General features: G+C 59.3%; 22 protein-coding genes, 3 tRNA genes and 1 other RNA gene. 14 read left to right on the plus strand and 12 right to left on the minus strand.

Features of this window, described 5'->3' with window-relative positions; genetic code table 11:
• Nucleotides 1-70: 70 nt before the first annotated feature.
• Together ACYF6X_RS09355 and ACYF6X_RS09360 are read right to left on the minus strand one after the other, a co-directional pair.
• Nucleotides 71-364 (minus strand): I78 family peptidase inhibitor, encoded by a 294-nt coding sequence (locus ACYF6X_RS09355; RefSeq protein WP_038874785.1) that lies wholly within the window; start codon nt 362-364, stop codon nt 71-73.
• A 54-nt stretch (nt 365-418) separates the two neighbouring features.
• Nucleotides 419-1,081, minus strand: coding sequence for a riboflavin synthase subunit alpha (locus ACYF6X_RS09360; RefSeq protein WP_130017987.1), 663 nt, complete (start codon nt 1,079-1,081; stop codon nt 419-421).
• Nucleotides 1,082-1,320: 239 nt separating this feature from the next.
• On the opposite strand from ACYF6X_RS09360, the gene ACYF6X_RS09365 reads away from it, so the two are divergent.
• From ACYF6X_RS09365 to ACYF6X_RS09395, 7 genes are all read left to right on the plus strand, one after another.
• Nucleotides 1,321-2,697: an MATE family efflux transporter gene (locus tag ACYF6X_RS09365; protein ID WP_130017986.1), complete on the plus strand. Its 1,377-nt coding sequence runs from the start codon at nt 1,321-1,323 to the stop codon at nt 2,695-2,697.
• A 181-nt stretch (nt 2,698-2,878) separates the two neighbouring features.
• A tRNA-Val gene (locus ACYF6X_RS09370) sits at nt 2,879-2,955 on the plus strand.
• A 20-nt stretch (nt 2,956-2,975) separates the two neighbouring features.
• A tRNA-Val gene (locus ACYF6X_RS09375) sits at nt 2,976-3,052 on the plus strand.
• Between the two features lie 20 nt (nt 3,053-3,072).
• Nucleotides 3,073-3,149 (plus strand) — tRNA-Val (locus ACYF6X_RS09380).
• A 117-nt stretch (nt 3,150-3,266) separates the two neighbouring features.
• Nucleotides 3,267-3,572: a cupin domain-containing protein gene (locus ACYF6X_RS09385; RefSeq protein ID WP_063989709.1), complete on the plus strand. Its 306-nt coding sequence runs from the start codon at nt 3,267-3,269 to the stop codon at nt 3,570-3,572.
• 393 nt (nt 3,573-3,965) lie between these two features.
• Nucleotides 3,966-5,378 carry a pyruvate kinase PykF gene (pykF, locus tag ACYF6X_RS09390; RefSeq protein WP_063989708.1) on the plus strand — a complete coding sequence of 471 codons (1,413 nt, stop codon included), beginning with the start codon at nt 3,966-3,968 and terminating at the stop codon, nt 5,376-5,378.
• 308 nt (nt 5,379-5,686) lie between these two features.
• Nucleotides 5,687-5,923 carry a major outer membrane lipoprotein gene (locus ACYF6X_RS09395; protein ID WP_004931354.1) on the plus strand — a complete coding sequence of 79 codons (237 nt, stop codon included), beginning with the start codon at nt 5,687-5,689 and terminating at the stop codon, nt 5,921-5,923.
• Nucleotides 5,924-6,062: 139 nt separating this feature from the next.
• Here the strand turns inward: ACYF6X_RS09395 and ACYF6X_RS09400 are convergent, their stop codons facing one another.
• The 7 genes from ACYF6X_RS09400 to sufA all read right to left on the minus strand — a co-directional run bounded on the left by ACYF6X_RS09400 (nt 6,063) and on the right by sufA (nt 12,982).
• Nucleotides 6,063-7,076, minus strand: coding sequence for a L,D-transpeptidase family protein (locus tag ACYF6X_RS09400; protein WP_063989707.1), 1,014 nt, complete (start codon nt 7,074-7,076; stop codon nt 6,063-6,065).
• Between the two features lie 296 nt (nt 7,077-7,372).
• Nucleotides 7,373-7,789, minus strand: a complete 417-nt coding sequence (sufE, locus tag ACYF6X_RS09405; protein WP_107226871.1) for a cysteine desulfuration protein SufE — start codon at nt 7,787-7,789, stop codon at nt 7,373-7,375.
• A gap of 36 nt (nt 7,790-7,825) precedes the next feature.
• Nucleotides 7,826-9,052, minus strand: coding sequence for a cysteine desulfurase SufS (sufS, locus tag ACYF6X_RS09410; protein WP_107226872.1), 1,227 nt, complete (start codon nt 9,050-9,052; stop codon nt 7,826-7,828).
• Nucleotides 9,049-10,335, minus strand: coding sequence for a Fe-S cluster assembly protein SufD (gene sufD / locus ACYF6X_RS09415; protein WP_130017985.1), 1,287 nt, complete (start codon nt 10,333-10,335; stop codon nt 9,049-9,051). The genes sufS and sufD overlap by 4 nt, the downstream gene beginning before the upstream one ends.
• On the minus strand, nt 10,310-11,056 hold the full coding sequence (sufC, locus tag ACYF6X_RS09420; RefSeq protein ID WP_004931365.1) for a Fe-S cluster assembly ATPase SufC: 747 nt from the start codon (nt 11,054-11,056) through the stop codon (nt 10,310-10,312). The genes sufD and sufC overlap by 26 nt, the downstream gene beginning before the upstream one ends.
• 43 nt (nt 11,057-11,099) lie before the next feature.
• Nucleotides 11,100-12,596 carry a Fe-S cluster assembly protein SufB gene (gene sufB / locus ACYF6X_RS09425; protein WP_033638360.1) on the minus strand — a complete coding sequence of 499 codons (1,497 nt, stop codon included), beginning with the start codon at nt 12,594-12,596 and terminating at the stop codon, nt 11,100-11,102.
• A 14-nt stretch (nt 12,597-12,610) separates the two neighbouring features.
• Complete coding sequence (sufA, locus tag ACYF6X_RS09430; RefSeq protein WP_004931368.1) at nt 12,611-12,982, minus strand: Fe-S cluster assembly scaffold SufA; 372 nt, start codon at nt 12,980-12,982, stop codon at nt 12,611-12,613.
• Between the two features lie 525 nt (nt 12,983-13,507).
• Here sufA and ACYF6X_RS09435 point away from each other — a divergent pair.
• Nucleotides 13,508-13,912, plus strand: coding sequence for a hypothetical protein (locus ACYF6X_RS09435; RefSeq protein ID WP_004931369.1), 405 nt, complete (start codon nt 13,508-13,510; stop codon nt 13,910-13,912).
• A 45-nt stretch (nt 13,913-13,957) separates the two neighbouring features.
• On the opposite strand, the gene menI is transcribed toward ACYF6X_RS09435, so the two are convergent.
• Together menI and ydiJ are read right to left on the minus strand one after the other, a co-directional pair.
• Nucleotides 13,958-14,374 carry a 1,4-dihydroxy-2-naphthoyl-CoA hydrolase gene (gene menI / locus ACYF6X_RS09440; protein WP_016927938.1) on the minus strand — a complete coding sequence of 139 codons (417 nt, stop codon included), beginning with the start codon at nt 14,372-14,374 and terminating at the stop codon, nt 13,958-13,960.
• Entirely contained in the window at nt 14,371-17,427 is a 3,057-nt protein-coding gene (ydiJ, locus tag ACYF6X_RS09445) for a D-2-hydroxyglutarate dehydrogenase YdiJ (RefSeq protein WP_107226874.1), read from the minus strand. The genes menI and ydiJ overlap by 4 nt, the downstream gene beginning before the upstream one ends.
• Nucleotides 17,428-17,671: 244 nt before the next feature.
• Between ydiJ and ydiK the strand changes: the two genes are divergently transcribed.
• Nucleotides 17,672-18,772, plus strand: coding sequence for an AI-2E family transporter YdiK (gene ydiK / locus ACYF6X_RS09450; protein ID WP_025302642.1), 1,101 nt, complete (start codon nt 17,672-17,674; stop codon nt 18,770-18,772).
• A gap of 258 nt (nt 18,773-19,030) precedes the next feature.
• Nucleotides 19,031-19,140: antisense sRNA RprA (gene rprA, locus ACYF6X_RS09455), an RNA gene on the plus strand.
• Nucleotides 19,141-19,249: 109 nt separating this feature from the next.
• Here the strand turns inward: rprA and ppsA are convergent.
• A complete protein-coding gene (gene ppsA / locus ACYF6X_RS09460; RefSeq protein WP_107226875.1) occupies nt 19,250-21,628 on the minus strand; it encodes a phosphoenolpyruvate synthase in 2,379 nt (792 codons plus the stop codon).
• 459 nt (nt 21,629-22,087) lie between these two features.
• Here ppsA and ppsR point away from each other — a divergent pair, with 459 nt between their 5' ends.
• From ppsR to hemP, 4 genes are all read left to right on the plus strand, one after another.
• Nucleotides 22,088-22,948, plus strand: coding sequence for a posphoenolpyruvate synthetase regulatory kinase/phosphorylase PpsR (gene ppsR, locus ACYF6X_RS09465; protein ID WP_049239973.1), 861 nt, complete (start codon nt 22,088-22,090; stop codon nt 22,946-22,948).
• A 207-nt stretch (nt 22,949-23,155) separates the two neighbouring features.
• Nucleotides 23,156-24,202, plus strand: coding sequence for a 3-deoxy-7-phosphoheptulonate synthase (locus ACYF6X_RS09470; RefSeq protein ID WP_063989701.1), 1,047 nt, complete (start codon nt 23,156-23,158; stop codon nt 24,200-24,202).
• Nucleotides 24,203-24,307: 105 nt separating this feature from the next.
• Entirely contained in the window at nt 24,308-24,793 is a 486-nt protein-coding gene (locus ACYF6X_RS09475; RefSeq protein ID WP_063989700.1) for a glutathione peroxidase, read from the plus strand.
• Nucleotides 24,794-24,964: 171 nt separating this feature from the next.
• Complete coding sequence (gene hemP, locus ACYF6X_RS09480) at nt 24,965-25,147, plus strand: hemin uptake protein HemP (protein ID WP_016927944.1); 183 nt, start codon at nt 24,965-24,967, stop codon at nt 25,145-25,147.
• Nucleotides 25,148-25,171 lie beyond the last annotated feature (24 nt).

The following is a 25,171-nucleotide window of genomic DNA, read 5'->3' on the forward strand; positions in this document are numbered from 1 at the left end:
GCTTTCCCGATAAAAAAGCCCCGGCAACATCATCGTCGGGGCTTTTTTTTGCTCTTTCGGACCCTGCGGGTTAACCGCAATAAACGCGAATGATTTTATCGTTGCTATCGCCAAGGAAGTTCAGACGGCGCAGGTTGAAATCCATGGTGACGGCAGAGTTGTACGGAATAGCGCGCACCTTGGCGTCGATCCGCACGCCTTCCAGCGAGGTCATCGGCTTACCGACGAAGTTTTGATACTGCGAAGCACCGCAGGTATCGTCCGCATCGGCCATTTGCGCGCCGGCGCCCTGCTCAGGTGAGCTGCTGCAGGCGCTCAGCGCCAGCAACGCGGTTAACAACAACGTTTTCCCATAAAACTTCACGCGTTTCTCCTCTCTGCTTATGATTCGATACCGGCGGCAACGCCAGAATCGCTGTCAGTCTTTATGCGCCGGCGCCATCGCCGCCGCCAGCGTCGCCGCCAGCGTCGCTTCCCGGTTGGCCAGCACGCGCTCGACGGTGTCCACCACCGCCTGCGTTTGCGGATCGATTTCGATGTTCACCTTATCACCCAGGCGTTTCTGACCCAGCGTGGTGCGATCCAGCGTTTCCGGGATCAGGTGCACGCAGAAACGGTTATTCACCACTTCGCCGATGGTCAGGCTAATGCCGTCGATGCCGATGAAACCTTTGTGCAGCACATATTTCATCAATTCCGCATTCGGCATGCGCAGCCAGACCTGGCGATTATTTTCCGAGGTATAAATCTTGGCCACTTCCGCCGTGCAGATAATATGGCCGGACATCAAATGGCCGCCAATTTCGTCATTGAACTTTGCCGCGCGCTCGATATTGACGATGTCGCCGAGCGCCAGGTCGCCGAGGTTGGTCAGGCGCAACGTTTCCTTGATCAAATCGAAGCTGACACGGTTGCCTTCCACCGCGGTCACGGTCAGGCAGCAGCCGTTATGGGCCACCGACGCGCCCAGCTCCAGCCCCGGCAACAGCTCGGCAGGCATCTCGATCACGTGGGTGCGGAAATTGGGTTTCTCATCAATGGCGACCAGCGGCGCGGTGCCTTGTACGATACCGGTGAACATATGTGCCTCTTCTTGCTAAATAGGTTAAAACGCTCCCGGCAGTTTGCCCCAGTTGGCGCTGAAAACCAAATCCGCGTAGGCAAAAAACGCGGGCCTGCGCATTTAATAACTATTTATCTGCGGCGTTTGCTTAACGACGCCGAGCAGGTACAATCTTTTTGACAAAATTCCGCTATTTTAATTGTTGTCCTCTCGCGACAGCCCTCCCTCCCACATATATAAATAGAAAAGGTGTATGCGTGCAGAAGTACTTAATTGAAGCGCGTAGTTTATTGGCTCTCGCTATCCCGGTCATCATCGCGCAAATATCGCAAACCGCCATGGGCGTGGTGGATACCATCATGGCCGGCGCCTATAGCGCCACCGACATGGCGGCGGTTGCGGTCGGCACCTCCATCTGGCTGCCAGCCATCCTGTTCGGCCACGGCCTGCTGCTGGCGCTGACCCCGGTTATCGCTCAGCTTAACGGCGCCGGGCGACGCGATCGCATCGGTCATCAGGTGCGTCAGGGTTTTTGGCTGGCTTCCGGCGTGTCCGTGCTGCTGATCGTGGTGTTGTATAACTGCAAGTTCGTCATCGATATGATGCACAACATCGATACGCAGCTGGCAGATAAAGCCGTCGGCTATCTGCACGCCATCATGTGGGGCGCGCCGGGTTACCTGTTCTTCCAGGTGATGCGCAACCAGTGCGAGGGGCTGTCCAAAACCAAGCCCGGCATGGTGATCGGCTTCCTCGGCCTGCTGGTGAATATTCCGATCAACTACATCTTCATCTACGGCAAGTTCGGCATGCCGGAGCTGGGCGGCGTCGGCTGCGGCGTCGCCACCGGCAGCGTCTACTGGATCATGTTCCTGATGATGCGCTGGTACGTGAAGCGTGCGCCCTCGCAGCGCGACATCAAACGCCAGGCAGGCGATCTCGGCGGCCCGGACTGGGCGGCGCTGAAGCGCCTGATCGGCATCGGCATGCCGGTGGCGCTGGCGCTGTTCTTCGAAGTCACCCTGTTCGCCGTGGTGGCGCTGCTGGTTTCGCCGCTCGGGATCGTTGCGGTCGCCGGCCACCAGATCGCGCTTAACTTCAGCGCGCTGATGTTCGTGCTGCCGCTGTCGCTGGGCGTCGGCGCCACCATCCGCGTCGGTTACCGTCTGGGGGAAGGTTCGGTCGAAGGCGCGCGCGTCGCCGCCTACTCCGCCATCGGCGTCGGCGTCACCATGGCCGTCTGCACCGCGCTGTTTACCGCCACCTTGCGCGAACCGATCGCCCTGCTGTACAACGACAGCCCGGCAGTGGTGGCGATGGCCTCGCAGCTGATGCTGTTGGCGGCGCTGTACCAGATTTCGGATTCGGTCCAGGTGATCGGCAGCGGCGTGCTGCGTGGTTATAAAGATACCCGCGCGATCTTCTTCATCACCTTTATCGCTTATTGGGTGTTGGGCCTGCCGAGCGGCTATCTGCTGGCGTTAACCGACGTGGTGGTGCCGGCGATGGGGCCGAGCGGTTTCTGGATCGGCTTTATCATCGGCCTGACCTTCGCCGCCATCATGATGGCGCTGCGCATGCGTTGGCTGCAGAAACAGCCGACCGCCGTCATCCTGCAGCGATCCACGCGCTGAGCCCACGCCCGGCCGGTTTCCTCCCCGGCCGGGCCGCGGTTTGCGGAAAAAAACGCCGGACTGCGCACAACCTCAGCAATCGCGTGAAATACCGAATAAAATTGCGCTTTTCCCCTTGCCAGCACGCGGGTAGCTCGTTAATATTCGTCCCCGCTGTCAGCCATGACAGACAGGAAAAGATGCGTCCGTAGCTCAGTTGGTTAGAGCACCACCTTGACATGGTGGGGGTCGGTGGTTCGAGTCCACTCGGACGCACCAAATTCCTGAAGCAGTACAGTGCGTCCGTAGCTCAGTTGGTTAGAGCACCACCTTGACATGGTGGGGGTCGGTGGTTCGAGTCCACTCGGACGCACCAAATTTCAGAAGCAGCCCAGTGCGTCCGTAGCTCAGTTGGTTAGAGCACCACCTTGACATGGTGGGGGTCGGTGGTTCGAGTCCACTCGGACGCACCATATTGCTGATTCACCTCACCTTGTCGCGTTATACTTCCCGTTGTATCGTCTCTGCCGACCGCCCGATTATGATGCCGTTCGCGCCGTGCTACCGCCACCAACCATCAGGAACGCCACATGACCAGCTTTACCGCCAAAACCGCCTTTTTACCGCTCGGCAATGGCCCTGCCCGCCGTGAAGGCGTGATGAGCGACGGTTCACCGGCGGCGGAAGTGCGTTTCGAGACCGGCGACTTCGGCCAACTGCAAAAACTCCCACACGCATTGCAAACCCGGGTGATCTCCGGTGAATTCGAGTTTACCCTCGGCGGCGACACCCGGGTGGTACGGGCCGGCGAGAGCCTGATATTGCCGGCCAACGTCGCCAGCGGTTGCTTCTGCCTGAGCGCCGGCGTGCTGCTGGAAATCCCCCAAACACGCTAACCCATAGGTACAAAAAGGTTATTTGCGCAACAAGCAACCCACAACGCGTTGCATTTGCGCCACATTTAGCCCCGTTTTGCTATATCCGCCGCACCGCCGCGGTTTTTTATTTTGTTTCCCGCCGCTTAGCCTTTATAATGCGCAACGTCTATCAGTTGAATGGTTTCAGCCCTTGATCTGCGAAAACGCAATAACAACACGATGTGATCTTACCCCGTTGCGCAGCATCCCCGCGCCCCCGCGCGGGCTGAATTTTTCCGCCCCGCTTCAACTGTCGTCACCTATCCTTAATTATGTTTTTCACCGCCAGGCACGACCCAAATTCCCAACCGGCGTAAGCCGCGCCGGTCAAATTCGTTTTTTTATCCATCACAACTTATAGAAAACTCCGCCATGAAAAAGACCAAAATTGTTTGTACCATCGGTCCAAAAACCGAATCGGAAGAAATGCTGACCAACCTGCTCAATGCAGGCATGAACGTGATGCGTCTCAACTTCTCTCACGGCGACTATGAAGAGCACGGCAACCGCATCAAGAACATGCGCGCCGTGATGGCGAAAACCGGTATCAACGCCGGCATCCTGCTGGATACCAAAGGCCCGGAAATTCGCACCATGAAACTGGAAGGCGGTAAAGACGCCTCGCTGGTCGCCGGCCAAACCTTCACTTTCACCACCGACCAGAGCGTGATCGGCAACAGCGATCGCGTAGCGGTCACCTACGCCGGCTTCGCCGCCGACCTGAAGATCGGCAACACCGTGCTGGTTGACGACGGCCTGATCGGCATGGAAGTCACCAATGTGACCGAAAACGAAGTCATTTGTAAGGTGCTGAACAACGGCGACCTGGGCGAGAACAAGGGCGTCAACCTGCCGGGCGTTTCCATCCAGTTGCCTGCGCTGGCCGAAAAAGACAAACGCGACCTGATCTTCGGTTGCGAACAAGGCGTCGACTTCGTGGCGGCGTCCTTCATCCGTAAACGCTCTGACGTGCTGGAGATCCGCGAACACCTGAAAGCCCACGGCGGCGAGCAGATCCAGATCATCTCCAAGATCGAAAACCAGGAAGGCCTGAACAACTTCGACGAGATCCTCGAAGCGTCCGACGGCATCATGGTTGCCCGTGGCGACTTGGGCGTCGAGATCCCGGTCGAAGAAGTGATCTTTGCCCAGAAGATGATGATTGAGAAATGCAACCGCGCGCGTAAAGTGGTGATCACCGCCACCCAGATGCTCGACTCCATGATCAAGAACCCGCGCCCTACCCGCGCGGAAGCCGGCGACGTCGCCAACGCCATCCTGGACGGCACCGATGCCGTCATGCTGTCCGGCGAAAGCGCCAAGGGCAAATACCCGCTGGAAGCCGTCAACATCATGGCGACCATCTGCGAGCGTACCGATCGCGTGATGCCAAGCCGCATCGACGCTCTGAACGATCGTCGCAAGCTGCGCATCACCGAAGCAGTATGCCGCGGCGCGGTTGAAACCGCCGAGAAACTGGACGCGCCGCTGATCGTGGTCGCCACCAGCGGCGGCAAGTCGGCGAAATCCGTGCGTAAATACTTCCCGAACGCGGTGATCCTGGCGCTGACCACCAATGAGACTACCGCGCATCAGCTGGTGCTGAGCAAGGGCGTCATCCCACAGATGGTCAAGGAAATCGCCTCTACCGACGACTTCTACCGCATCGGTAAAGAAGCCGCGCTGGCCAGCGGCCTGGCGCAGAAAGGCGACGTCGTGGTGATGGTTTCCGGCGCGCTGGTGCCGAGCGGCACCACCAACACGGCCTCGGTACACGTGCTGTAATATAAAACGTGACATAATTGCCTTGATCAAAACGCCGCTTTGCGGCGTTTTTTTTATCGGCAGTAAACTATTTTTCTCAAAACGCAACCGCGATCCGCTCATTATTTAGCTAATAAAGAATCGGAGTAGTCCCATGGAAGCCGGCTGTTTTCCCTCGTTTTTTTAACTAATTTGTAAAACCAGATGCAAGTTTGAGCGAACGATCAAAATAAAGCACCTCAACACTAAAAAATTATTCTCTTTCGAAAAAAGTTTGTGTAATACTTGTAACGCTACATGGAGATTAACTCAATCTAGAGGGTGTTATAATGAATCGTACTAAACTGGTACTGGGCGCGGTAATCCTGGGTTCCACTCTGCTGGCTGGCTGCTCTAGCAACGCTAAAATCGATCAACTGTCTTCTGACGTTCAGACTCTGAACGCTAAAGTTGATCAGCTGAGCAACGACGTGAACGCAATGCGTTCTGACGTTCAAGCTGCTAAAGACGACGCAGCACGCGCTAACCAGCGTCTGGACAACCAAGCTCACGCTTACAAAAAGTAAGATAGCTTTGGTTATTGAAAACGGCGCACAGTGTGCGCCGTTTTTTTTGCCTGCTCATCAGCCCTGGGGCTCTCCTTCGGCAGATAAAAAAAGAGGCTCAGCACGCTGAACCCCTCTTCGACCGCTCAATCCTGCAAACTCAGTTCACGGAACTGATTGGCGCTGCCTTGAATGGGCTCTTATTCGTCGCAGGCGCCGCTACAGGCGTCAAACTCACCGCCGACGGGCTCTCCCCTACATTGACCAGTACCGGCATGCCAGAACGGCGTACAACCGCGCTATCGAACACGGCGCGATCGGTCTGACCATCCGCAGCAAAGGCTTTCTCCGCTTTAGACAACGCGATCGGCATGGTCTGCGGATCGTCGCTTTCCACCCGCGACAGTGGCTGGTGTACTTCCACATAGCGTTTGCCGTCCGGCTCAACCGAAATCTTCACCGGATCGTTGATCACCTGCACCCGCGTACCGCGCGGCACCATATTGAACAGCGCTTCAATGTCCGTCGGACGCAGACGAATACAGCCGGAGCTGACGCGCATGCCGATACCGAAGTTGGCGTTGGTGCCGTGGATCAGGTATTCACCGCGCCCCATCGCCAGACGCAGGGCGAACAACCCCATAGGGTTCTCAGGGCCGGCCGGCACTACCGCAGGCAGCGTCACGCCCTGGGACTGATAGCGTTTGCGGATGTTGGCGGTAGGCGTCCAGGTCGGGTTGGGGATCTTCTGGCTGACAGAGGTCACCTCCAGCGGCGTGTGCATCCCGGTCTGGCCGATACCGATCGGATAGACGATCACTTTATTCTCGCCTTTCGGGTAGTAGTAAAGGCGCAGCTCGGCCAGGTTGACGACGATCCCTTCACGCTTGGTGTCGGGCAGCAGCATTTGGGTCGGAATGGTCAGCACCGTACCCGGCTTGGGCAGGAACGGGTCGGTGCCGGGGTTGGCTTCCAACATGCCCAGCAGGCCAATCTTGTAGTCGGCGGCGATCGCCTCCAGCGGACGGCCGTCGTTTGGCACGGTATAAGTGGTGTTTTCACCGATCAGACGGCTGTCCGGCGGCGGCAGCGGGTATTCGGTCGCACTGGCGGCCTGCGTGCCGGCCAATACAGTGGCGAAGACCATGCCCATTAAACTCAACGCACGTTTCATTATCATCCCTATATTTTTTATGACGGTTCGCCCCCAAGGCTAACGAGCGCCTGGCGGTGGGTAAATCAGACAATACCTGATTAATACTAGCAATGCTGGTATCAAAGGCAATAAGTCCTCTAAAAATCAACACGTTATAACGTAATCGTTGCCGCTGATTGTCAACGAAACGTCAACAGGTAAGCTGCTGAAATATCACTGAATAGAGGGCGTTGTCCGGGGGAAAACTGCGGATTGTAAAGACTCATTGACAAAGCGGAGGTATCAATGAGCCTTGAGGATGCGGGCGTTATGGGTCAGGCCAGCTGCGCCGCTTTGCTGCGAATGGCGCGGATCATCGCCTCCAACCCCTGTGAGCGTGAAGGCGTCAGGTGCTGGCTGAGCGCCAGCTCGGCGAAAAACGGCCGCACGTCGAGCTCGACAATCTGCTGCGGCGTCAATTGGCGATACAGAATAAACACCACCGCCAGCAGCCCTTTGACGATCGCCGCGTCGCTGTCGCCGTGAAACTCGACCTGCCCCTGCTCATCGCGGCGCATCACGATCCACACCTGGCTCTGACAGCCGGAGATCAGGTTGCCGGCCTGCCGCTCGGCCTCTTCCAGCGGCGGCAATTTGGCGCCGAGTTCAATCACGTACAGGTATTTCTCCTCCCAGTTCAAACAGCGGGAGAAATTACGCACCAATTTATCTTTGTCCGGCAAATTCGCCATGGGGATCCTTTTGTACCGCCGGGGACGCGCCCCGGCCTAGCCTAATAGCTGATGAATGCGTTGCAGCCCGGCCACCAGCCGGTCCACCTCTTCGCGGGTATTATATAACGCCAGCGAAGCGCGGCACATGCTCGGCACCTGATAAAACGCCATCAGCGGCATGGCGCAGTGATGGCCGGTGCGAATGGCGATGCCGTACTGATCGAGGAAGCTGCCGACGTCATAGGCATGGTGTTCACCTAGATTGAAGGCGATCACCCCGGCGCGATGGGCCGGGCCATAGACTTTCAGCGTCGGCACCTGGCTGAGCGCCTTCAGCGCGTAGTGCATCAGCGACTGTTCATAATCGTGGATCGCATTCAGGCCCAGGGCTTCGACGTAATCGAACGCCGCCCCCAGCCCCATGATGCCGGCGGTGTTCGGCGAACCGGCCTCAAAGCGCCACGGCGGATCGGCAAAGGTGGTGCCCGCCGTCAGGCTGACCTGGCGGATCATCGAGCCGCCCCCTTCCCACGGCGGCATCTGCTGCAGCAGCGCCTGACGGCCATACAGCATGCCGATGCCGGAAGGGCCGTACAGCTTGTGGCCGGAAAACACGTAAAAATCGCAGTCCAGCGCCTGGACATCGACGCGCTGGTGCATCACCGCCTGCGCGCCGTCCACCAGCACCGTCAAATCCGGCGCCAGGGCTCTGGCGCGGGCGATGATGTCACGCACCGGGTTGACGGTGCCCAGCACGTTGGAGACCTCGGTCAGCGCCAGCAGTTTACAGGACGAGTCGACCAGCTCCGGCAGCAGCGCCAGATCCAGCGTACCGTCCGGCTGCAGCGGCCACACCCGCAGCTGCAGCCCGCGCTCCTGCGCCAGCATCTGCCACGGCACGATGTTGGCGTGGTGCTCCATCTCGGTGATGAGAATCGCATCGCCCGGCTGCAGCAGGTGGCGGCCAAAGCTGTTGGCCACCAGATTGATGCCTTCGGTGGTGCCCTTGACGAACACCATCTCTTCCGCCGAGGCGGCGTTGATAAAGCGCGCCGCCTGTTCCCGCACCGCTTCCATCTGCTGAGTCGCTTCGGCGCTCAGGGTGTGAATGCCGCGATGCACCGCCGCATAACCGTGGCGGTAGAACGCCAGCTCGCGGTCGATCACCGCCTGCGGTTTCTGCGCGCTGGCGGCGCTGTCGAGATAGGCCAGCGGTTGGCCGTTCACCTCACGCGCCAGCAGCGGGAAATCGCCGCGCACGCGTTCAATCGGATAACTCATGCAGCCTCCCCCGGCAGGCGCTGGGCGATGCGCGCCAGCACCCGTTCCCGGATGGTGTCATTGGCGATGCCTTCGGTCAGCTCGGCGGCGAAGGCAAAGATGATCATCTGCTGCGCCGCGTGTTTGTCGATGCCGCGCGACTGCAGATAGAACAGCTGCTCTTCATCGATGCGCCCCACGGTGGCGCCGTGGCTGCATTTGACGTCGTCGGCGTAGATCTCCAGCTGCGGCTTGGTATCCACTTCCGCCACCTTACCCAACAGCAGGTTGTGGTTGGTCATCTGGCCGTCGGTTTTGATCGCGTGCTTGGCCACTTTGATCATGCCGTTGAACACCGCCTTGCCGCGATCGCTGACCACGGTTTTATGCAGCTGGCGGCTTTCGCAATAGCCTTTGTTATGCTCCAGATAGGTGCGGGTATCACAGATCTCTTTGCCCACCGGCAGCACCAGGCTGTTGATCACCAGATTTGCGCCTTCGCCGTTCAGCTGTGCGCTGGTGTTGTGCCGCGTCAGGCCGGCGCCCAGCAGGAAGCTGTCGCTTTTCACCCGCGCGTCGCGGCCGATAACCAGATCGTTGTGGGCAAAGTGGTAGCTTGGCTGGCTCTCAAACGCCAGCTTGCAGTGCAACAGCCCGGCGTTGTCCGCCACGTTGGCGGTCAGGCGCGCGCCGGTGAAGTGCGCGGCCTCTCCCAGGCTGACATAGTGTTCGATCACTTCCGCCTCGGCCCCGCGCCCGATCTCCAGATGATGGCGGTGATGCACGGTGTTCACTTCCCCGGTGGCACCGCGTCCGCTGCTAATATGCAGCAGGTACAGCGGGCGTGCAGGAGCTTTGCCGGCCGGCAAGCGAATCAGGCTGGTTTCCTGCGCCAGGCTTTCGGTCAGGTGCAGGAAAACCTCCGGCTGGATCGGCTCCGGCAGCGCCTGCGGCATGCCGTAGGCGGTCAAATCGAACTGGTAGTCGCCCAGATCGCCATCGCTCAGCGCGGCGCTGTAGCGGCCGTCGATAAACACCAGCCGGCAGGCATCAATGCCAAGCGCCAGCGCCTCGAGCTGTTCTGCGCTCACCAATGCGGGCTGCGGCTCGAGGAACTGCTGCTCCAGCAGGCTCTCCAGCGGCGTGTATTTCCAGTTCTCATGCTTGCGCGTCGGCCAGCCGAGGCGCAGCGCCTGCTGCCAGTGGGCCAGCGCATGCGGCGAACGCTCGCCGCCGCGGCCTTCGAACAGGCGATACAGCTGCTGCAGCGCGTTTGAATTACTGTTGGTCGGTAAGCCAGCCATAGCCCTGCTCCTCCAACTGTTTCACCAGCGAGAAATCGCCGGATTTGACGATGCGCCCCTGGGACAGCACGTGTACATAATCCGGTTTGATGTAGTCCAGAATGCGCTGATAGTGGGTCACGATGATAAAGGCGCGCTTGCCGTCCCGCAGCGAGTTGACGCCGTTGGCGACGATCTTGAGCGCGTCGATGTCCAGGCCCGAATCGGTTTCATCGAGAATGCACAGATCCGGCTCCAGCGCCGCCATCTGCAGAATGTCGTTGCGTTTTTTCTCGCCGCCGGAGAAGCCGACGTTGACCGAACGGGTCAGCAGATCGGCCGGCATATCCAGCAGCGCGATTTTCTCTTCGATGAAATCGGCGAAGTCAAAGCGATCCAGCGGCTCCTGCTCGCGGTATTTACGCACCGCGTTGACCGACGTCTGCAGGAAGAAGTGGTTGCTGACGCCGGGGATCTCCACCGGGTACTGGAAGGCCAGGAACACGCCTTCACCGGCGCGATCTTCCGGATCCAGCTCCAGCAGATCCTTGCCCTTGAAGGTAACTTCCCCTTCGGTCACTTCGTACTCTTCACGCCCGGCCAGCGTGGCGGACAGCGTGCTCTTACCCGAGCCGTTCGGCCCCATGATGGCGTGCACTTCGCCCGGTTTGATCTCCAGATCCAATCCCTTGAGGATCTCGTTGCCTTCCACGCTGACTTTCAAATTCTTGATGCTTAACATGCTGTGTCCTCAGATAGCGCCGGCGGCGCTAAAAATGCGGCGATTAACCCACGCTGTGTTCCAGGCTGATGGCCAGAAGTTTCTGCGCCTCGACGGCGAACTCCAGCGGCAGCTCGGAGAAAACGTCCTTGCAGAAACCGTTGACGATCATCGAAATGGCGTCATCCTCGCTGATGCCGCGCTGCAGGCAGTAGAACAGCTGGTCATCGCCGATCTTCGAGGTGGTGGCTTCGTGCTCCAGCTGAGCGCTGTTGTTGCGCGCTTCAACGTAAGGGAACGTGTGGGCACCGCTGTCCGGCCCGATCAGCATCGAGTCGCACTGGGTAAAGTTACGGGCGTTTTCCGCCCCCGGCAGGATTTTCACCAGGCCGCGATAAGTGTTCTCGCTGTGGCCGGCGGAGATGCCTTTGGCGATGATGGTCGACTTGGTGTTTTTGCCGATGTGGATCATCTTGGTGCCGGTGTCCGCCTGTTGATGGCCGCTGGTCAGCGCCACCGAGAAGAATTCGCCGATCGAATTGTCGCCCTGCAGGATCACGCTTGGGTATTTCCAGGTAATGGCCGAGCCGGTTTCCGACTGGGTCCAGGACATTTTCGAGCCGGCGCCTTCGCACAGCGCGCGCTTGGTGACGAAGTTGAGGATGCCGCCCTTGCTCTCGCCGCCGGAGAACCAGTTCTGCACCGTCGAGTATTTCACTTCGGCGTCTTTATGCAGGATCACTTCCACCACCGCCGCGTGCAGCTGGTAGCTGTCGCGCACCGGGGCGGAGCAGCCTTCGATGTAGCTGACATAGCTGCCTTCGTCGGCGATCAGGATGGTGCGTTCGAACTGGCCGGTTTTCGCGGCGTTGATGCGGAAATAGGTCGACAGCTCCATCGGGCAGCGCACGCCTTTCGGCACATAGACGAAGGTGCCGTCGGAGGCCACCGCGGCGTTCAGCGCGGCGAAGAAGTTATCGTTGGAGGGCACCACGCGCCCCAGGTACTGACGCACCAGATCCGGGTATTCCTGGATCGCTTCGCCGAACGAGCAGAAGATCACCCCGCTTTCCGCCAGTTTTTCACGGTAAGTGGTAGCGACCGAGACCGAGTCGAAGATGGCGTCCACCGCCACCTCGCTGCCCTCGCGCACCGGCACGCCGAGCTGATTGAACGCCAGCTCCACTTCGCTGGTCAGGTAATCTTTTTCCGTCGCCGCGCCCGGTTGCTGCTCGGCGCCGGGTTGCGAACCGCAGGCGTCGTCGCAGCTGCCGCAGGACGGCGCCGAATAGTAACTGTAGTCCTGGTAGTTCAGGCGATCATAATTGGCCTTCAGCCAGTGCGGCTCTTCCATCTGCAGCCAGGCGCGGTAGGCCTCAAGGCGGAATTCCAGCATCCACTCGGGTTCGTTGCGCTTGGCCGAGATGGCGCGCACCACCTCTTCGTTGATGCCTTTGGCCAACTCATCGGTTGCCAGCTGGGTGAAGAAACCTTCTTTGTAGCGACCTTCGCTGACCCAAGCCTGCACTTCATTAGGCATTTCTACATTGCTTCGTGTCATGTTGATTGCATCGCTCAAACGCCAAAGCTCTCGCCGCACCCGCAGGCATGCTGAGCTTTAGGATTGTTGAATTTGAATATCTGATTCAGCCCTTCGCGGACGTAATCTACCGTGGTGCCATCGATGAACGGCATGGCTTTCAGCGGCACATAGAGTTTGGCGCCGTCGCGCTCAAACAGCAGATCGTCATCGGCGGGTTCGCGGGTCAGATCCAGCACATAGGCAAAGCCGGCGCAGCCGGATTGTTTCACCCCTAGCTGCAGCCCTTTCACCTGCGGATCCTGCTGCATCAGTTTCGTTATTTGTCGTACGGCGCTGTCGCTGAGCGAAATGCCTTGCCAGACATTTTCATCCAGAGAAAAAGTGCCGACATTTTCCGTTTGCATAGGGTCTACCTCACACTCGTGTTTGGCCACAGCCAATCTGGGTTGCTTATATGTTAGTGATAACGATTATCACTTCAACCGTTTGTTTTGCGGGGGTATCCGCCGCGAGCGCGGTTTTTCGCTGCGGCGCGCGGCAAGCCAACGGGACACCCGTGGCGGCTTGCGGCGTCAGGCGGCAAGGTGTGCATGCTATCCCTATGAATTCGTTATCTATCCTGCATCACCGTACCGCACTCCCCGGTGGCCCGTCAGCGTTACAGCGCTGCGGTGCGTTGCCGATCTAAACATTCATAGAAAATACCTATTTCTGCATTCTGTCTGTCGTAAATGTGCGTTTATCGCATTTCGCGGCGCAACGCGCGCGCGCGCCTTCAGATTAAAGTTTAGTCGCTCAGGATTAAGTTGGGTCGTCGGCGGCCTTTTACACCCCGCGCGATGAAAAAACGCCACGCCGGGGATTGATCGGCAACGCGGCAGTTTATATGATAATGATTATCATTCAATTGTAATTTGAGCGCGAAGCCAATGACTCTTTCGATCAACGCATGGTTGCTGGGCAAGATTGATGACTACAAATTCAGCGTGCGCGACGCCACGGTGGACTTTTACATGGCCGAAGCGGCGCTGCGGCGCCCGGAATGCAATATCGACCACCTGAAGCGGTACAACAGCGTCAGCCTCACCATGGCCAATCTGTGCCTGGAAAACGGCGACGACGACAGCTATCTGCACGCGCTCAGCAAGCTGCATAACCGGCTGATCGTCGAAATCAACAACCCGCAGCGCTGCCAGCTGTTTCGGGTGCAAAGCTACCACTTCGCCCGCCACACGCTGACGCTGATCTGCCAAAAATATGCAATGGAAGGCACCTGGGAGAAGGCGAACGCGTTTCAGAAGGACTTCGTCAAACGCGTGCCGTTTCAGCTGTAAAGCGAAAGGCTCCGCAGGCCGATCGCCTGCGGAAACCGGCGGGAATCAGTCGATGACCGCCGTGGTCAGACGCGAGGTGCAGCACAACCGATCGCGCGCGTCGAAGATCTCGATTTGCCACACCTGATGGCGACGGCCGACGTGCAGTGCGCGACACACCCCGCGCACCTGGCCATCGAATACCGCGCGCAGGTGGTTGGCGTTGATCTCCAGCCCCACCACTTTCTGCTCGCCTTCGCTGCACAGGTAACCGGCCATCGATCCCATCGATTCCGCCAGCACCACCGACGCCCCGCCGTGCAACAGCCCGAACGGCTGCCGGGTGCGGCCGTCGACCGGCATGGTGGCCTCGAGGAAATCCTCGCCCAGTTGGGTAAACTCGATGCCCACATGGCTGACCATGCAGCCGTCGCCAGCGCGGTTCAGCTGCTCCAGCGATGTTTCACGTTTCCACAATTTCACTCAATCATCTCCAGAAGTGCCTGTAATGGGTGACGCACGCCATTGCCCTCGATGCGTTTCACCTGGCTGCGGCAGGAATAACCGGTCGCCAGGCAGCGCTGCCGCGGCAAACGCTGCAGCGTCGGATGCCATGATAGCTCATAAATGCCGAGCGAGTTTTGCAGGTTCTTGGCTTCATGCCCGTAAGTGCCCGCCATGCCGCAGCAGCCAACGCTGACGTTCTCCAGTTTGGCGCCGAAGCGGGCGAAGATCGCCGCCCACTGTTGACCGCTGGCCGGCAGCGCGGTGGTTTCGGTGCAGTGACCGAACAGATACCACGGCTCGCCGGTCGCCGGCTGTTCGGCGCGATCCGCGATCCGCTGTTGCAACCATTCATGCACCAGCTGCACCTGAAAATCGCCGCGTTCGGCGCCGAGGATCTCGCGGTATTCGTCGCGGTAGCACAGCACCAACGCCGGATCGACGCCCACCAGCGGCATATCGAGCTGCGCCACGCGGTTGAGAAAATCGGCGGTTTTGCGCGCGGTGCGGGCGAACCGCGTCAGGAAACCTTTCACATGCTGCGCCTTGCCGTTTGGCGAGAACGGCAGCAGCACCGGTTTATAGCCAAGCTTCTCCACCAGCCGGACAAAGTCCGCCACCACTTTGGCGTCGTAATAGCTGGTAAACGGATCCTGGACGATCAGCACGTGCTCTGCGCGCTGCTCGGCGCTAAGCCCTTCCAACTGCTCCAGCGTCAGCGTGGTCGCGCGGTGGCCGGACAGTTGCTGGCGCAGCGTCGGGCTGGACAGCAGCGGCAGATCGACCATGCCGATGGCGTTGCGGCTCATCTCCCGCAGCCACGGCTGGCGGAAGAAGAAGTTGAATACCTTCGGCGCGCGGGCCATCAACGGGGTATAGCTCTCTACGCCGGCGACCATGTAGTCGCTCACCGGGCGCAAATAGCGAGTGTGGTAGAGCTGCAGGAAGCGCGAACGGAATCCCGGCACGTCAATCTTGATCGGGCACTGGGTGGAGCAGGCCTTACAGGCCAGGCAGCCGGACATCGCCTCTTTCACTTCGTGCGAGAAGTCGTACTCGCCCTTGCCGGCATGCCAGCTGTTGCGGGTCTTTTCGATCAGGCCGCGCAAGCTGAGGCGCTGCTGCGGCAACTGTTTTTCCAGCGCCAAAGGATCGACGCCCTGCTCGGCCAACAGACGCAGCCACTCGCGCACCAGCGTCGCCCGCCCTTTCGGTGAATGAATGCGGTTGCCGCTGATTTTCATCGACGGGCACATCGGGCTGCGCACGTCGAAGTTGAAGCACAGGCCGTTGCCGTTACACTCCAGCGCGCCGCGGAACGAGGTGCGCACCTCGACCGGGATCTGGCGATCGAAGGTGCCGCGTTTGACTGCGTCCACCTGCATCATCGGCGCATCCACCGCCAGCGGCGAACAGATCTTGCCCGGATTCAGGCGGTTATCCGGATCGAACGCCGCCTTGATGCGGCACAGCTCCTCATACAGCGTTTCCCCGAAGAATTCAGGGCTGTATTGCGCGCGGAAACCCTTGCCGTGTTCACCCCACAGCAGGCCGCCGTATTTGGCGGTCAGCGCCACCACCTGATCGGAGATCTGCTTCATCAGCACCTCCTGCTGCGGGTCGCACATGTCGAGCGCCGGGCGCACGTGCAGCACCCCGGCGTCGACGTGGCCGAACATGCCGTAGCTCAGGTTGTGATCGTCGAGCAGTTGACGGAATTCAACGATATAGTCCGCCAGGTGTTGCGGCGGCACGCAGGTGTCCTCGGCGAACGGAATCGGCTTGGCGCGCCCTTTGGCGTTGCCCAGCAGCCCAACCGCCTTCTTGCGCATGTTGTAAATACGCTCGATGCCCACCAGATCGCCGCAGATTTGGTAACCGATCACGCCGCCCTGCCGCTGCGCGATCAATTCGTCCAGCCGTTGACACAGGGTTTCCATCTGGCCGTCGATCAGCACCCGATCGTCGCCGGCGAACTCGACGATGTTCAGCCCGAGCATCTCTTTATCCGGCACGTCGGCGATCAGTTCGTTCACCGAGTGCCAAACGATGTCTTCACGCGCCAGGTTCAGCACCTTGGAATCGATGGTTTCCACCGACAGCGCCTTGGCTTCGACCATAAAGGGCGCATTGCGCAGCGCCGAGTCGAAGGAGTCGTATTTCACGTTGACCAGGCGGCGCACTTTCGGCAGCGGCGTGATGTCCAGCCGCGCTTCGGTAATAAACGCCAGCGTGCCTTCGGCGCCGGTCAGGATGCGCGTCAAATCGAAGGTTTGCAGATCGTCGCTCAGCACGTGGCGCAGATCGTAACCGGTGAGGAAGCGGTTGAGCTTGGGGAATTTCTCCAGGATCAGCGCGCGCTGCTCGCGGCAGCGGTTCAGCACCGTGCGGTAGATGCGCCCTTCGACGGTCTCTTCCAGAGCAATCGTTTCCGCCAGCGCCGTCGGCATGGCGCGGGTATCGATCATCTCACCGCCCAGCAGCACCGCCCGCAGGCCCAACACGTGATCGGAGGTTTTGCCGTACACCAGCGAGCCCTGGCCGGAGGCGTCGGTGTTGATCATGCCGCCCAGCGTGGCACGGTTGCTGGTGGACAGTTCCGGCGAGAAGAAGTAGCCGAACGGCCGCAGGTATTGATTCAGCTGATCCTTGATCACCCCGGCTTCGACTTTTACCCAGCCTTGTTCGACGTTGATCTCCAGAATGCGGTTCATATGTCGCGACATATCGACCACGATACCGGTATTGAGCGACTGGCCGTTGGTGCCGGTGCCGCCGCCGCGCGGGCTGAAGGTCAGCGTATTGAATCGCTCTTCCCCGGCCAGACGGGCGATCAGCGCCACGTCGGCGGTGGAACGGGGGAACACCACCGCATCGGGCAACAACTGATAAATGCTGTTGTCGGTGGCCATCGTCAGCCGGTCGGCATAGCTGGTGGCGGTATCGCCGTTGAATCCGTTTTGCTTCAGTGCTTCCAAAAAGTCGAGCACCCGTTGAACGAGGCCGGGCGCCTGAGAAATCTGTGGGATCATTCGCTTTTTTGACCCTGTCCGTCTATTTTTTATGCGCTGATGTACGCTGAATCGGGCCTTTAATTCAGACCCACCCTATTTTTTAGTGATACTAAAAACTAACATACTCGTTTAGTGAAGGCATTCACATTATTACCGCCCCGCGAGCGCCGCCACAGGCGGCCGACCGGCGGTGATAAACCGACCGACAGGCACCCGATTCGCCGGTGCCAGGGATTTAATTGACCAGGATGAGAAGCCACTGATGCCACTCCCGCAATCGCGTTACGACTTACCGCGAATTATTTTCGGCGTGCTGTTTATCGCCATCATGATCGTCGCCTGTTTTTGGGTGATCCAACCGTTTATTCTCGGCTTCGCCTGGGCGGGCATGGTGGTGATCGCCACTTGGCCGCTGCTGCTCAAACTGCAAAAACTGCTGTGGGGCCGCCGCTCGCTGGCGGTGTTGGTCATGACCCTGCTGCTGATCCTGCTGTTCATTCTGCCGATTTCCCTGCTGATCAGCAGCGTGGTGGATAACAGCGCGCCGCTGATCGCCTGGGCCAGTTCGCCAGGCAAGCTGCATATTCCCGATCTCGCCTGGCTACAGTCCGTGCCGATGATCGGTGACAGGCTCTATACCAGCTACCACACGCTGGTTAACGCCGGCGGCGCCGCACTGCTGGCGAAGGTGCAACCGTACTTCGGCCAGACCGCCACCTGGTTCGTGGCGCAGGCGGCGCATATCGGCCGTCTGCTGCTGCACTGCGCGCTGATGCTGCTGTTCAGCGCCTTGTTGTATGCGCGCGGCGAGCAGGTGGCGCTGGGTATCCGTCACTTTGCGGTGCGCCTCGGCTCCAAACGCGGCGATGCGGCGGTGCTGCTGGGCGGCCAGGCGATCCGCGCCGTCGCGCTGGGCGTGGTGGTGACGGCGTTGGTGCAGTCGGTGCTGGGCGGCATCGGTCTGGCGGTGAGCGGCATTCCGGCCGCCACTCTGCTGACGATGCTGATCTTTATCTGCTGCGTGGCGCAATTGGGGCCGCTGTTGGTGCTGGTGCCGGCTATCATCTGGCTGTACTGGCACGGCGACACCACCTGGGGCACAGTGCTGCTGGTCTGGAGCTGCGTGGTAGCCACGCTGGATAACGTGCTGCGCCCGGTGCTGATCCGCATGGGCGCCGATCTGCCGCTGCTGCTGATCCTGTCCGGCGTTATCGGCGGTTTGCTGGCCTTCGGCATGATTGGCCTGTTCATCGGCCCGGTGGTATTGGCGGTATCTTATCGCCTGCTGACCGCCTGGATGGATGAAGCGCCGGAGCCGACCACCGCGCCGGAGCAAGTCATCGAAGATCTGGAAAAACGCTGATTCCCCTCTTCCGCCCGCACCGCCGGGCGGAACATTTCACTCCGGTCATTATTCCTACCTCATTCGAGTAATATCTCCGCCAAATATAATGCCGCCATATATTGATTACGGTACAGCGAATGAAAGGTGCAATGTAAATCCCTGTTTGTTGCAAACGGCAAAAAGAGATAACTCCCGCAAATAAAATGTGATGCCGCTATCGATTAGGATGATTCTTAATGACTAGTCGCGTTCAAAAATCTAGTATTATGGCCATCTATTGCTTCAAATCACTGATTTTAAAGCAACCTTTCTGAACAATGTAATGCCATACATGTGAATTGCTGTGTGTAGTCTTTGCCCATCTCCTACGGTGGGCTTTTTTTTATTCTTTTTTCGCCGAATTGATTATTTTACGCGCCGTTATTTACATTCAGAAATAAAAAGGCCGCAGCGTTAACTGCGGCCCGACGTTAATGCCTCAGCGAGGACGAGACATTATTTCTTTTTCGACAAATTGATCCAGGTCTGCACCACGGTGTCCGGATTGAGCGACAGGCTGTCGATGCCCTGCTCCATCAGCCACTCGGCGAAGTCTTCGTGGTCGGATGGGCCCTGGCCGCAGATGCCGACGTATTTGCCGTGGCGCTTGGCCGCCTGAATCGCCATCGACAGCAGCGCTTTCACCGCCTCGTTGCGTTCGTCGAACAGCTCCGACACCACGCCGGAATCGCGATCCAGCCCCAATGCCAGCTGGGTCATGTCGTTGGAACCGATGGAGAAGCCGTCGAAGTGCTCGAGGAACTGATCCGCCAACAGCGCATTGGACGGGATCTCGCACATCATGATCACTTTCAGCCCGTTTTCGCCGCGCTTCAGCCCCTGACGCGCCAGCTCGGCCACCACCGCTTCCGCCTGCGCCACGGTGCGCACGAACGGCACCATGATTTCGACGTTGGTCAGCCCCATTTCGTTACGCACGCGTTTCACCGCCTCGCACTCCAGCGCGAAGCAATCGCGGAAGCTGTCGGCCACGTAACGGCCGGCGCCGCGGAAGCCCAGCATCGGGTTCTCTTCGTGCGGTTCATACTTGTCACCGCCCACCAGGTTGGCGTACTCGTTGGATTTAAAGTCGGACAGGCGCACGATCACGCGCTTCGGCCAGAAGGCGGCGCCCAGTGTCGCGATGCCCTCGGTCAGACGGCCGACGTAGAACTCGACCGGGTGATCGTAACCCTGCATCAACGCGCGAATTTCGTTTTGCAGCGCCGGCGTCTGCTGGTCGAACTCAAGCAGCGCGCGCGGGTGCACGCCGATCATGCGGTTAATGATAAATTCCAGCCGCGCCAGGCCCACGCCTTCGTTCGGCAAGCGTGCGAAGTCGAAGGCGCGATCCGGGTTGCCGACATTCATCATGATCTTCAGCGGCAGATCCGGCAGCTCGGTCACTTCGGAGCTCTGCACGCTGAAGTCCAGCATATCGCTGTAAACGAAGCCGGTATCGCCTTCCGCGCAGGAGACGGTGACTTTCTGGCCATCTTTCAGCACGTCGGTGGCGTGGCCGCAGCCCACCACCGCCGGAATGCCCAGCTCACGGGCAATGATCGCCGCGTGACAGGTGCGCCCGCCGCGGTTGGTGACGATCGCGGCGGCTTTCTTCATGATCGGTTCCCAATCCGGGTCGGTCATGTCGGTCACCAGCACGTCGCCCGGCAGGATGCGATCCATTTCGCTGATGTCGTGGATCACTTTCACCGGACCGGCGCCGATACGGTGGCCGATGGCGCGGCCTTCCACCAGCACCGGGCTGGTGCCGTTCAGCTGGTAGCGCTCCATGGTCTGCTCGTTGGAGCGCACGGTTTCCGGGCGCGCCTGCACGATCAGCAGCTTGCCGGTATGGCCGTCTTTCGCCCACTCGATATCCATCGGGCGACCGTAATGTTTTTCGATCAGGATCGCCTGCTGCGCCAGCGCCTGCACTTCGTCATCCGTCAGCGAGAAACGGCTGCGCTGCGCTTCCGGCACGTCTTCGATGCGCACCTGCTTGCCGTGATCCTGCGACGGTGCGTACACCATGCGGATCTTTTTCGAGCCCAGGTTACGGCGCACGATCGCCGGCTTGCCGTTTTGCAGCGTCGGTTTGTGCACGTAGAACTCATCCGGGTTCACCGCGCCCTGCACCACCATTTCACCCAGGCCGAAGGCGGAGGTGATGAATACCACCTGATCAAAGCCGGACTCGGTGTCGATGGTGAACATCACGCCCGAGGAGGCCAGATCGGAGCGCACCATGCGCTGTACGCCCGCCGACAGCGCCACGCCGCGGTGGTCGTAACCCTGGTGCACCCGATAAGAGATGGCGCGGTCGTTAAACAACGACGCGAACACGTGCTTGATCGCCACCATCACGGCATCGATGCCCTGCACATTGAGGAAGGTTTCCTGCTGGCCGGCAAAGGACGCGTCCGGCATGTCTTCCGCCGTGGCGGAGGAGCGCACCGCAAAAGAGGCTTCCGGTTCGCCGTCGGCGAGCTGTTGGTAAGCCTGATGAATTTCACGTTCGAACTCGGCGTGGAACGGCGTGTCGATCACCCATTGGCGGATCTGAGCGCCGGCCTTGGCCAGTTGTGCAACGTCGTCAACGTCGGTCTGATCCAGTAGCTGATAGATGCGCTGGTTAACACCGCTTTGTTCGAGGAAATCATTAAACGCCTGTGCGGTGGTGGCAAAACCGTTTGGCACGGCCACGCCCAAATCGGAAAGATTGGTGATCATTTCACCGAGGGAGGCGTTTTTGCCGCCGACACGGTCAACGTCGTGCATGCCAAGCTGGTTGTACCAAAGCACATTACGCAAGTCTGGGCCATTGTTGGACATCGAGACAATCCTTATTGCTATCAGTAGGGTAAAGACGGATTTAATTCGCTTGCTTTACGGCGCCGCTAACACGGAACCGAATCAGACTAGCACACTGATCTGGGGAAAATGGAAAGGTGAATCGATCAACCCACTGAAGAAAGTGGTTTTTAAGAGAATGTCCTAACCGGCTGATTTGCATGGGAACCGTTCCCAATCGCACGAAAAGCTTAGTTCTCAACAAATTACGTTCTTTTTAAACTTCTGTTTCAATGACCACGCAAACGCTACCGTTTTTGGTGAAAATAGCGGCAAGTTTGCGTTTCGGTTCGAAAAGCGTCGCTGCGCCACGATTTTTATCGCCGGCAAAACGCGCTTTTCTTCACGCGCCGCCGCAACGCACTTTACCGCCTCGCCGTCACAATTTTTCCCCTCGCCCCTTTACCGACGGATCGTCCGCGGCCCATGATATTGACAGTGATGACAGCAGGAACACCGTTTTCAGGTAAGGAGCCTCGGGTGGAAAGAAGCGTTTTTTATATTTCGGATGGTACGGCGATCACCGCCGAAGTGTTGGGGCACGCGGTGCTGTCGCAGTTCCCGGTCACGGCGACCACGTACACCTTGCCATTTGTCGAAACCGAGGCGCGCGCTCGCGCAGTACGCCAACAAATCGATGATATCTATAATGAAACCGGCGTGCGTCCGCTGGTGTTTTACTCCATCATCTCGCCGGAAGTGCGCGATGTGATCGTGCAGAGCCAGGGCTTCTGTCAGGATATCGTGCAGGCGCTGGTCGGCCCGCTGCAGGGTGAGCTGGAAGTGGAGCCGACGCCGGTGCCGAACCGTACCCACGGTCTGACCGCCAGCAACCTCGGCAAGTACGACGCGCGCATTGCCGCCATCGACTATACCCTGGCGCATGACGACGGCATTTCACTGCGCAACCTCGATCAGGCGCAGGTGATCCTGCTCGGCGTGTCGCGCTGCGGCAAAACCCCCACCAGCCTTTATTTGGCGATGCAGTTTGGCATCCGCGCCGCCAACTACCCGTTTATCGCCGACGATATGGACAATTTGCACCTGCCGGCCTCGCTGAAACCGTTTCAGCATAAATTATTCGGCCTGACCATCGATCCGGAGCGCCTGGCGGCGATCCGCGAAGAACGGCGTGAAAACAGCCGTTACGCTTCACTGCGCCAGTGCCGCATGGAGATCGCCGAGGTTGAGGCGCTGTTCCGCAAAAATCAGATCCGCTACCTTAATACCACCAACTATTCGGTCGAAGAAATCTCCACCAAAATCCTCGACATCCTCGGCATGAGCCGCCGCATGTTCTGATCTTTTCCTCTCTTTTCCTCGCGGGGCCGCCGTGCCCCGCCGCCTGCCGTTTATTTCAGCAACAGCTGATTTTTTTGTGCTTTTTTTCGCGGCTTTGATCAACAGAACACAATCTCTACGGTTGAATTCAGCGCTTTTTGCGTTATTGTGATCGCCATCACTTCCCGGCACTCCTGCCGCAGAGAAGAACAGTTTCCAGGGAACAACATGTACAAAACAGATGAACTGCGGACCGCGCGCATCGACAGCCTCGTCACGCCGCAAGCGTTGGCGGACACGCTGCCGATCTCGGCGGCCATCGCCGATAACGTGACGGCGTCACGTAAACGCATTGAAAAAATTCTCACCGGTGAAGACCGCCGCCTGCTGGTGGTGATCGGCCCTTGCTCCATCCACGATCTCGACGCCGCCGTCGATTACGCCGGCCGGCTGAACGCCCTGCGCGAACGCTACCAGGATCGCCTGGAGATCGTGATGCGCACCTATTTCGAAAAACCGCGTACCGTCGTCGGCTGGAAAGGCCTGATCTCCGATCCAGCGTTGGACGGCACCTTCCAGGTCAACCGCGGCATCGAAATGGCGCGCCGCCTGCTGCTGGAAGTGAACCAGCTCGGCCTGCCGACCGCCACCGAATTCCTGGACATGGTGGTCGGCCAATACATCGCCGATCTGATCAGCTGGGGCGCCATCGGCGCGCGCACCACCGAAAGCCAGATCCACCGTGAAATGGCCTCGGCGCTGTCCTGCCCGGTCGGATTCAAAAACGGCACCGACGGCAACACCCGCATCGCCATCGACGCCATTCGCGCGGCGCGCGCCGGGCACATGTTCCTGTCTCCGGACAAACATGGCCAGATGACCATCTACCAGACCAGCGGCAACCCGTACGGCCACATCATCATGCGCGGCGGCAAAACGCCGAACTACCACGCCAGCGACATCGCCGCCGCTTGCGACAGCCTGCGCGAGTTCGATCTGCCGGAGCACCTGGTGATCGACTTCAGCCACGGCAACTGCCAGAAGATGCACCGCCGACAGCTGGAAGTGGCCGACAACGTCTGCCAACAGATCCGCGCCGGCTCCGCCGCCATCACCGGCGTGATGGCGGAAAGCTTCCTGGTGGAAGGCACGCAGAAAATCGTCGCCGGCCAGCCGCTGACCTATGGCCAGTCGATCACCGATCCTTGCCTGAGTTGGTCCGACAGTGAGCAGCTGCTGGCGATGCTGGCGGATGCGGTCGATAGCCGTTTCTGACGCACTAGAGGCCGGGGCCACGTCCCGGCTTTATCCCTCCCGCCCCGCTCATCTATACTGATTGCAACGTTTTAACACCCGCCGAAACGCACCTGGAGCCCCGGCATGATTCACTCTCTGTTATCCATTCCCTGCGTCACGCTGCAGGGCGAGCAAAAAACGCTGGGCGATTTCCCAGCGCGCGCTTATCTGGTGGTCAACACCGCCAGCAAGTGCGGCTTTACCCCGCAGTACCGCGGACTGGAAAATTTGTGGCAATACTATCGCGAACGCGGCCTGGTGGTGCTCGGCTTCCCCTGCAACCAGTTCGGTTCTCAGGAGCCGGGCAGCCCGCTGGAGATCGCCAACTTTTGCAGCCTCAACTACGGCGTCAGTTTCCCGCTGTTCAGCAAGATAGACGTTAATGGCCCTGGCGCACACCCGCTATTCAATGAGCTGAAACACCTGGCACCCGGCATTCTGGGCAGCCGCCGCATCAAATGGAATTTCACCAAGTTCCTGCTCACCGCCGACGGCCAGCGCGTCACGCGCTTTGCGCCGATCACCAAACCCGAACGTCTGTTTGACCGCATCGAAACCCTGCTGAAGTAACGCCCCTTTTTTACGGGCCGAGTGCGCTCGGCCCGCCGCCGGATGTCCGTTCGACAAAAAGGTTCCATCGGTAAGAAAATTTTCCTTGATGTAACCTTTCCTTCACATGATAATGATTCTCAGTTTGATATTAATTACCATTTAATGGTCTGTTTTATAAGCACAATGATGATGGATACTGCCAACACGCCTACCCCCGCCGCCGCGGCCCCGACCGAGCACAGCGCAAACGCGCCGCCCAGCTACGACAGCGCACAGCTGCTCGGCGCCGACGGCATCGCGTTCATTACCCATCAGGGCCAGCGCTATCAGCTGCGGCAGACCAAAGCCGGGAAATTGATCCTGACCAAATAAACACAGAACCCTCAAACGCCAGCC

This window comes from Serratia sp. ID 25-353 (assembly GCF_054792795.1).

Coding starts and splice junctions, on each gene's coding strand:
- sufS (WP_107226872.1), bottom strand. CDS start 9,052: ATGAGTTATCCGATTGAACGCGTGCGCGGCGATTTCCCGCTGCTGGCG.
- ACYF6X_RS09385 (WP_063989709.1), top strand. CDS start 3,267: ATGACCAGCTTTACCGCCAAAACCGCCTTTTTACCGCTCGGCAATGGC.
- ACYF6X_RS09395 (WP_004931354.1), top strand. CDS start 5,687: ATGAATCGTACTAAACTGGTACTGGGCGCGGTAATCCTGGGTTCCACT.
- ACYF6X_RS09470 (WP_063989701.1), top strand. CDS start 23,156: ATGTACAAAACAGATGAACTGCGGACCGCGCGCATCGACAGCCTCGTC.
- hemP (WP_016927944.1), top strand. CDS start 24,965: ATGGATACTGCCAACACGCCTACCCCCGCCGCCGCGGCCCCGACCGAG.
- ACYF6X_RS09475 (WP_063989700.1), top strand. CDS start 24,308: ATGATTCACTCTCTGTTATCCATTCCCTGCGTCACGCTGCAGGGCGAG.
- pykF (WP_063989708.1), top strand. CDS start 3,966: ATGAAAAAGACCAAAATTGTTTGTACCATCGGTCCAAAAACCGAATCG.
- ACYF6X_RS09360 (WP_130017987.1), bottom strand. CDS start 1,081: ATGTTCACCGGTATCGTACAAGGCACCGCGCCGCTGGTCGCCATTGAT.
- sufE (WP_107226871.1), bottom strand. CDS start 7,789: ATGGCGAATTTGCCGGACAAAGATAAATTGGTGCGTAATTTCTCCCGC.
- ppsA (WP_107226875.1), bottom strand. CDS start 21,628: ATGTCCAACAATGGCCCAGACTTGCGTAATGTGCTTTGGTACAACCAG.
- sufB (WP_033638360.1), bottom strand. CDS start 12,596: ATGACACGAAGCAATGTAGAAATGCCTAATGAAGTGCAGGCTTGGGTC.
- sufA (WP_004931368.1), bottom strand. CDS start 12,982: ATGCAAACGGAAAATGTCGGCACTTTTTCTCTGGATGAAAATGTCTGG.
- ydiK (WP_025302642.1), top strand. CDS start 17,672: ATGCCACTCCCGCAATCGCGTTACGACTTACCGCGAATTATTTTCGGC.
- sufC (WP_004931365.1), bottom strand. CDS start 11,056: ATGTTAAGCATCAAGAATTTGAAAGTCAGCGTGGAAGGCAACGAGATC.
- ACYF6X_RS09435 (WP_004931369.1), top strand. CDS start 13,508: ATGACTCTTTCGATCAACGCATGGTTGCTGGGCAAGATTGATGACTAC.
- ACYF6X_RS09400 (WP_063989707.1), bottom strand. CDS start 7,076: ATGAAACGTGCGTTGAGTTTAATGGGCATGGTCTTCGCCACTGTATTG.
- ydiJ (WP_107226874.1), bottom strand. CDS start 17,427: ATGATCCCACAGATTTCTCAGGCGCCCGGCCTCGTTCAACGGGTGCTC.
- sufD (WP_130017985.1), bottom strand. CDS start 10,335: ATGGCTGGCTTACCGACCAACAGTAATTCAAACGCGCTGCAGCAGCTG.
- ppsR (WP_049239973.1), top strand. CDS start 22,088: ATGACAGCAGGAACACCGTTTTCAGGTAAGGAGCCTCGGGTGGAAAGA.